Consider the following 6989-nt stretch of genomic DNA (forward strand, 5'->3'; position numbering starts at 1 on the left):
AATTTTTTTGAGTAATCTTGACAAAGCAAGCGAGATTATCAATAATTATTTAGTATTACATCAGTTTTGATAAGTGAAAAAACAACGAAATTAAGGAGATTTAACTCAATGACAAATTATTTAGTCGTTGGTGCCGGTCTTTTCGGCGCAACATTTGCTCATGAAGCAGCTAAACGCGGTCACAAGGTTCACGTAATTGAAAAGCGGGACCACATCGCAGGTAATATTTACACAAAGGAAGTTGACGGGATTCAAGTTCACCAATATGGGGCTCACATTTTCCATACTTCAAAGAAGGAAATCTGGGACTATGTAAACCAATTTGCTGAATTCAACCGTTACACAAACAGCCCAATTGCAAACTTCCATGGCGAAATCTACAACATGCCATTCAACATGAATACTTTCAACAAGCTTTGGGGCGTAATTACACCTGAAGAAGCTGAAAAGAAGATTGAAGAACAACGGGCGGTCTTGAACGGTAAGCGGCCAGAAAACTTGGAAGAACAAGCCATTTCACTTGTTGGAACGGACATCTACAAGAAGCTTGTTAAGGAATATACTGAAAAGCAATGGGGGCGGGATGCAAAGGAATTACCACCATTCATCATTAAGCGGCTCCCAGTTCGGTTTACATACGATAACAACTACTTTAACGATACATATCAAGGAATTCCGATCGGCGGTTACACCCAAATCGTTGAAAAGATGTTAGATGATGACAACATCACGGTTGAAACGAACACTGATTTCTTCGATAAGAAAGATGAATACTTGAAGGATTACGACAAGATCGTCTTTACCGGAATGATCGACCAATTCTTCGACTACAAGTTGGGTGAATTGGAATACCGGAGTTTACGGTTTGAAACCGAAGAACTCGACGTTGACAACTACCAAGGAAATGCCGTTGTTAACTATACGGATAAAGAAACCCCTTATACCCGGATCATTGAACACAAACATTTTGAATTTGGCAAGGGAGATAAGGGCAAGACGGTCATTACAAAAGAATACCCTGCAACGTGGCACCGTGGCGATGAACCATACTATCCGATCAATGATGCCAAGAATAATGCGTTGTACAAGAAATACGTTGAACTTGCTCAAAAAGAAGCCAACAACGTTATCTTTGGTGGCCGGCTAGGTCAATATCGTTACTACAACATGGACCAAGTTATTGGTGCTGCTTTAGTAACCGTTGAACAAGAATTCGGAAAATAATTGATTCGAAAATAAAATCAAGGAAGAGAGTAGGTGGGATTGCCGCTCTCTCTTCTTTTATAGGTGATTAGATGAAAGTTTTAAAGAATTACTTATATAATGCGGGGTACCAGATCTTAGCCCTGATCGTCCCGTTGATCACGGCGCCGTACATCAGCCGGGTGCTTCATCCAGCCGGGGTTGGGTACAATGCATATACCAACTCAATTATTCAGTACTTCGTATTGATGGCCGATTTAGGGATTGCGATGTATGGGCAGCGGGAAATTGCGTATGTGCGTGAAGATCCGAAAAAAATGTCGCAAACGTTCTGGGAAATTCAATGCTTGAAGTTCTTCACAACAACTTTTGTATATTTCTTGTTCGTAATTTTTCTTCACGTTTATGATCGGTACACGGTCTTCCTGTGGATTCAGTCAATAAATTTAATTGCTGCTGCTCTTGATGTCTCATGGTTATATCAGGGAGTTGAAGATTTTAAACGAACAGTATTAAGAAATACTCTTGTACGATTACTAACATTAGTTTTAATTTTTGTTTTAGTTAAAAAGGCAAGTGATGTTGGATTCTACATTTTTATCATTGCGTTTTCAAATTTATTTGGAAATTTAACCTTGTGGCCGCATTTGCGAAAGATGTTAGTACCAGTAAAAGTTAATTCTCTTCACATATGGCGTCACTTATTACCAACACTTGGACTGTTTGTTCCCCAAATCGCAACTTCGGTTTATTTGCAACTAAATAAAACGATGCTGGGGGTAATGATGGGCACGAAGTACTCAGGCTTCTATCAAAATTCAGATACCCTGGTAAAGATGGTTCTCTCACTTGCAACAGCCTTAGGGACGGTTATGCTGCCGCATATGTCGGCGGCGTTTGCCAAGGGTAATAAAGAAAAAATGCATCAATTACTTTATAAATCATTTGACATGCTTTCAATTTTGGCATTTGCGATGACGTTCGGGGTCGCGGCCGTTTCAACAAATTTAGCACCGTTTTTCTACGGTAAAAGTTTCTGGCCGGTAGGACCTGCAATGATGATCGAATCAATTGTTATTATTTTAATTGCATGGAGTAATACAATCGGCCAGCAGTATCTTGTTCCAACGAATCAAATTAAGAAATATACAACTTCGGTTATTTTAGGTGCATGCTTTAATTTTATAACCAATTTTATATTCATTGATTTATGGGGATTGAAAGGTGCTATGTGGGCAACGGTTGCTTCGGAGGTAGTTGTTACTAGTTATCAATTATGGGCTGTGCGCAAGCAAGTCCACTTTACAGAAATGTTCCGGAATACGTTTAAATATTTAATTGCTGGTGTGGTAATGTTTATTCCGGTTTACTTGATGAATATTAAATTGCATACTAGTGTGCTTACATTAGGACTCGAAGTCATTGTTGGAATCATTATTTATGTCGCAATGATTTTGATTTTGAAACCAACCAGTTTAAAGATGGTCTTTCAAATGTTGCAGTATAAGAAAGACTAAGAGAAAGCCACGGCGTTTGCCGCGGCTTTTTTTGTATAAAAATTTATTTTGTATAGAAAGTAAATTTGACAAAAGTATTCGGGGGGGGGTAGAATGCTATCACTGTAGGGTGTTACTTGCAGCTGCCAGTAGGCTTGAAGATGCTGGCCGTAATTAACCTCTATAATTCATAAAAAGAAAGAGGTAAGTGTAAAATTGAATAAATTTAAATCCAAATTTTTACGTGCTTTTATGGTAATTGCTTCAATTTTTCTTATGATTGCGCCAGCATTCACTTCTAATAATGCAGGAGCGATTGAGGCGGCAGATGTGACAGGACAGTTAGTTGATTCAATTACTACAAACATCGGATATGCTACTCCCGGACAGACTGTGACGTTTAACTTGCATTTTAGTGGTAAAAAGAACTACCCAGTTAAGGCAGGAGATACGATTCATGTAAGCTTTCCACAGTCAAGTTCAACAGGGGCTGGAATTAAGGGTATCCCAACTTCACAAGCTCTTATTTATAACAACCCTAATGACCCCAATGACCCAGACAATGGCGTAGATATGGGGACAGTTACAGTAACTTCAACTGGAGTAACTATTACGTTTAATCAACAGGCTGCAAGTCTTAAGACGATTTCTGGCGGAGATTTCTCATTCCAAGGAAAGGTTGTTGCTCAATCTGGGACTCAGCCTGATCACGTAAACCAATGGCCTGATGGTGGTAATTTACCAGTTCCATATATTTCTGTAGGTCAAAATGCTCCTTCATTACCAGCAACAAGTGGTGAAGGAACAGGTACCCCTAATATTGTTGAACCAACTGGTCAGATCATGAAGAGAGGTGCAATTGATAGTAACGGAAACGTTGACTGGGAAGTTCATGGTGTTATTGGTAATCCTGGAACAACAACGGTTACTGACGAAGCACAAGACGGTCAGACGTTGGTCCCAGGAACTTTTAAAATTGTATTCTTTGGTCAATTTGGTGCAGCTGGAGGATTGAACTGGATGTCACAGAATGTACAATATGGTGACACGGGTAATACAAGTCTTCCAAATGTGAGCGCAGTGGGTTCATTGAGTGAGACTTCTAATGGGTTCACGTTAAATATTAATGATCAAAGCGTTATTAATGAACTTTCAATGATTGCTAAATTGAATAATGAATCAAGTGAATTAAATAATGGTGATTTTGAAACAATTGCATATACAATTACTTATCAAACAAAATTAGGTCAAAATGAAAAACATACTCAATGGACAAACACGGCTGTTCAAAAAAATCCGGATGGAACCTCTACTAATACTGCTACTGGTGTAGTCGCTAACCAATGGCACAATGATATTTGGGGAACTCAACCTAAGGATGGAGTTGTTTTAAGTAAACAAACATCAGACGGAGAAGGATTGCCAGGAGCAACTTTTGAATTAAGTGGTAACGGACAAGACCAAAAAGTAACGTCTAATGATGCTGGTACAATTAAATTTACAGGACTTACTAATGGTGATACGTATAAGATTAAGGAAATCAAAGCTCCGGATGGTTATCAAATTAACAATGAGTTAATTGAAGTTAAGATTGTAAATGATAAACCTGTAATTATGATTAATGGTAAAGAGACTCAAAATAATGTTATTGTTGATAAGGCAGTTCAGACTAGCTCAAGTTCAACGATTTCAAGCAGTAAGAAGTCATCAAGTTCGAGCTCAAGCTCAATGATTTCAAGCAGTAAGAAGTCATCAAGTTCGAGCTCAAGCTCAATGATTTCAAGTAGCAAGAGTACATCAAGTTCAAAGGGCTTAGGCAGTTCAAGTAGCACAATGTCATCATCAAGCTTAGTGATTCCAAGCGTTAAGTCATCAAGTTTAGTAACGCCAACAAACAGCAGTCAGTTAATTCCAAGCATTGCTAAGAGTGAAGTCCCAAGCAAGATGGTTCCAAGTAGAATTGCCCCAAGTGTAAACTCAACGTCAACACAGCAATCTGTACCAGTAGCTTCTAAGCCAAGTGTTGTGGTTCCATCTGTAGCATCAACATACACACCGTCAACAACCAAGACGGTGCCTGTAACAAAACCTTCAGTATCTTCAACACCAGCACCTGTAAAGCCATCAACTGATGAACAGCCATTAATTCCGTCTCCAGTAGCAACAGCTAGTTCATCGATGTTTCAACAACCTTCAGCAGTTGAAAATTCAGCGGTTAAAGTGGCATCTTCTCAAGTAGTAGCTAACGGTAAGAAGAATAACAGTTCTAAAGTTGGTAAGAGACAAGGCAGTTTGCCGCAAACAGGTGAAGCAGCTGCTTCAACAATCGTGGTGTTAGGAGTTGTTTTAATTGCAATTTCTGGAGTTATGATTATAAAAAAGAATAAAGATTAGTCCTTAGCTCACTAAATTAGTGCTGGTAAGAATATGTAGGGTACAGTTTTATCGTTCAGATAAAACTGTATTTTTTTAGTTTTTAAGAAGAACTTAACTTTATTAATTAAGGATTAAAATTGTGTTTTAAATCAATCTGAAAATCTAAAGACTCTGAGTAGGCTTAATTAATAGGAGGAGATAACATGAAAAAGACTACACATAAGCTTATGTATGTTTTAGGAACCATTTTCCTGCTTGTTGGTACGATTATGAGTACTGTAAGTTCAATGGCATCAGCTTCAACCGTTGAAAGTTCAAGCGAGTCACATGTTTTAAAAAGTATGCAAAGTTCAGTATCAAGCAGTTCTAAATCTTCGGTAGCGCTGAATTCATCAAGCGTTGCTAATTCGCAGACTAACTCAGCAAGTAGTCAGACGAATTTAAAATCACAAAATTTAGCTGCAACACCCCAATCTACAAATTCGGGTGCTACCCCAACCGGTCAAACTCAAATTAACCAGATTTCACAAGGAAATGTGAATAGTCAGGGAGTTTATCCGCATTTTCAAACTGCAGATGGAGAAGTAGTATATTGCTATAACTGGGATTGGCCAGCTCCAGATGCAATTGGAACTGAGTATAATGAATACAAGTTCTATGACGGAATGAAAGAAATTACCGGAGATCAAGTCAAAGTTGATGAAGTTGCAGCAGCCATGTTAGCAGGATATCACAAGGATGCTGACACGGGAAAATACAATGTAGTACCTCAATTCCAATCACTTGTCGATGATAGTTACCAAGATTTCTTACAAGGGAGAAATGATCCTAGCAGTCCATTTTATGGGATCAAAATTCCTACACCTTATACTAAAGAAGAATTTGAACAAGATGTTACTCAATCTGTTATTTGGAAGATTGACGGAGCATCATCAGCTAGTGGTGAACAACAAGGACTTATGGTATCTTACACTAAATTAGGACAAGCAACTCTGTCATATACCGAAAATCATCCACTAGATCAACAAACGGCATTTCCTAAAAATGTTACAGTTACAACCAAGACAGATGGAGGAACACCAACATTGGTAATGGACAAATTAAGTCAATCATTCGAAATAAGCAATTATAACGGGGAAATTGACATTAATAATCTTCCAAGCGGTTATGTAATTGTGGATAAAAATGGGAACCCTGTAAGTCAAGTTCAAGGAAATAAGACATACCGAATTAAATATGTTGGAAATGGTAATCCTTCAAGTTCAATTGCCACCGACGCAGTCAATAAAATTACTGTTAAGGCAAGTTATGAAGCAATAAAGAAGTCAACTTATTTCTCAGCAGTAATGCAAAATAATGTGCCGGGCAAGAATAATCCATATCAAAATATGGTTAACTTAGAAACGACTACTGAAAATTTTATTTTCCCAGTTACTTGGTCAATCAAGAGTTCAAGTTCATCAAGTAGTTCAAGCAACAATTCATCATCAAGCAGTTCAAGTTTATCAAGCAATTTGAACAGCAGCTCATTATCAAGTAAGAGTTTAAGCTCATTAAGTAGTTCAAGCAGCTTGGTTGTATCACATAGCTCAAGCAATTTAATGAGTAGTTCAGGTTCATTAGGCAGCATGGTTCAAAAAGAAAAGCAAAACACTAATAAGGGTGTAAAGCACGGAATGCCACAGACGGGTGAAACGCTCGCAACGTCATTAGTTGCTATCGGAGTAGCTTTTTTAGGAATGGCAGGAATGATTACGTTACGAAAGCAAAAATAACATATTAAGTTAATGGAGAGGTTGTGATGAAAGTCACGACCTTTTTTATTTAAATCAGAAGGTCGAATATAGTTGAGAGCGAGCTGTTAATTATGTTAAATATTGTAAATTAATCTAAATTTTAAAATTCATTTGTTTA

General features: G+C 37.9%; 4 protein-coding genes. All 4 read left to right on the top strand.

The genetic code is table 11. The features are described 5' to 3' along the window. Positions 1-108 precede the first annotated feature (108 nt). The 4 genes from glf (at position 109) to Q3C15_RS02125 (ending at position 6850) form a co-directional block, all read left to right on the top strand. On the top strand, positions 109-1224 hold the full coding sequence (gene glf, locus Q3C15_RS02110) for a UDP-galactopyranose mutase (RefSeq protein ID WP_302703811.1): 1116 nt from the start codon (positions 109-111) through the stop codon (positions 1222-1224). Between the two features lie 71 nt (positions 1225-1295). After that, positions 1296-2720 (top strand): flippase, encoded by a 1425-nt coding sequence (locus Q3C15_RS02115; RefSeq protein ID WP_302703812.1) that lies wholly within the window; start codon positions 1296-1298, stop codon positions 2718-2720. 195 nt (positions 2721-2915) lie between these two features. Continuing rightward, positions 2916-5093 (top strand): SpaA isopeptide-forming pilin-related protein, encoded by a 2178-nt coding sequence (locus tag Q3C15_RS02120; RefSeq protein WP_302703814.1) that lies wholly within the window; start codon positions 2916-2918, stop codon positions 5091-5093. A gap of 185 nt (positions 5094-5278) precedes the next feature. Further along, complete coding sequence (locus Q3C15_RS02125) at positions 5279-6850, top strand: LPXTG cell wall anchor domain-containing protein (protein WP_302703815.1); 1572 nt, start codon at positions 5279-5281, stop codon at positions 6848-6850. Positions 6851-6989: the final 139 nt, after the last annotated feature.

This window comes from Ligilactobacillus sp. 110_WCHN (assembly GCF_030518115.1).
Taxonomy (GTDB): Bacteria; Bacillota; Bacilli; order Lactobacillales; family Lactobacillaceae; genus Ligilactobacillus; species Ligilactobacillus aviarius_C.

Bases quoted from the DNA above. Each gene is read 5' to 3' on its own strand.
- glf (WP_302703811.1), top strand. From the start codon at position 109: ATGACAAATTATTTAGTCGTTGGTGCCGGTCTTTTCGGCGCAACATTT.
- Q3C15_RS02115 (WP_302703812.1), top strand. From the start codon at position 1,296: ATGAAAGTTTTAAAGAATTACTTATATAATGCGGGGTACCAGATCTTA.
- Q3C15_RS02125 (WP_302703815.1), top strand. From the start codon at position 5,279: ATGAAAAAGACTACACATAAGCTTATGTATGTTTTAGGAACCATTTTC.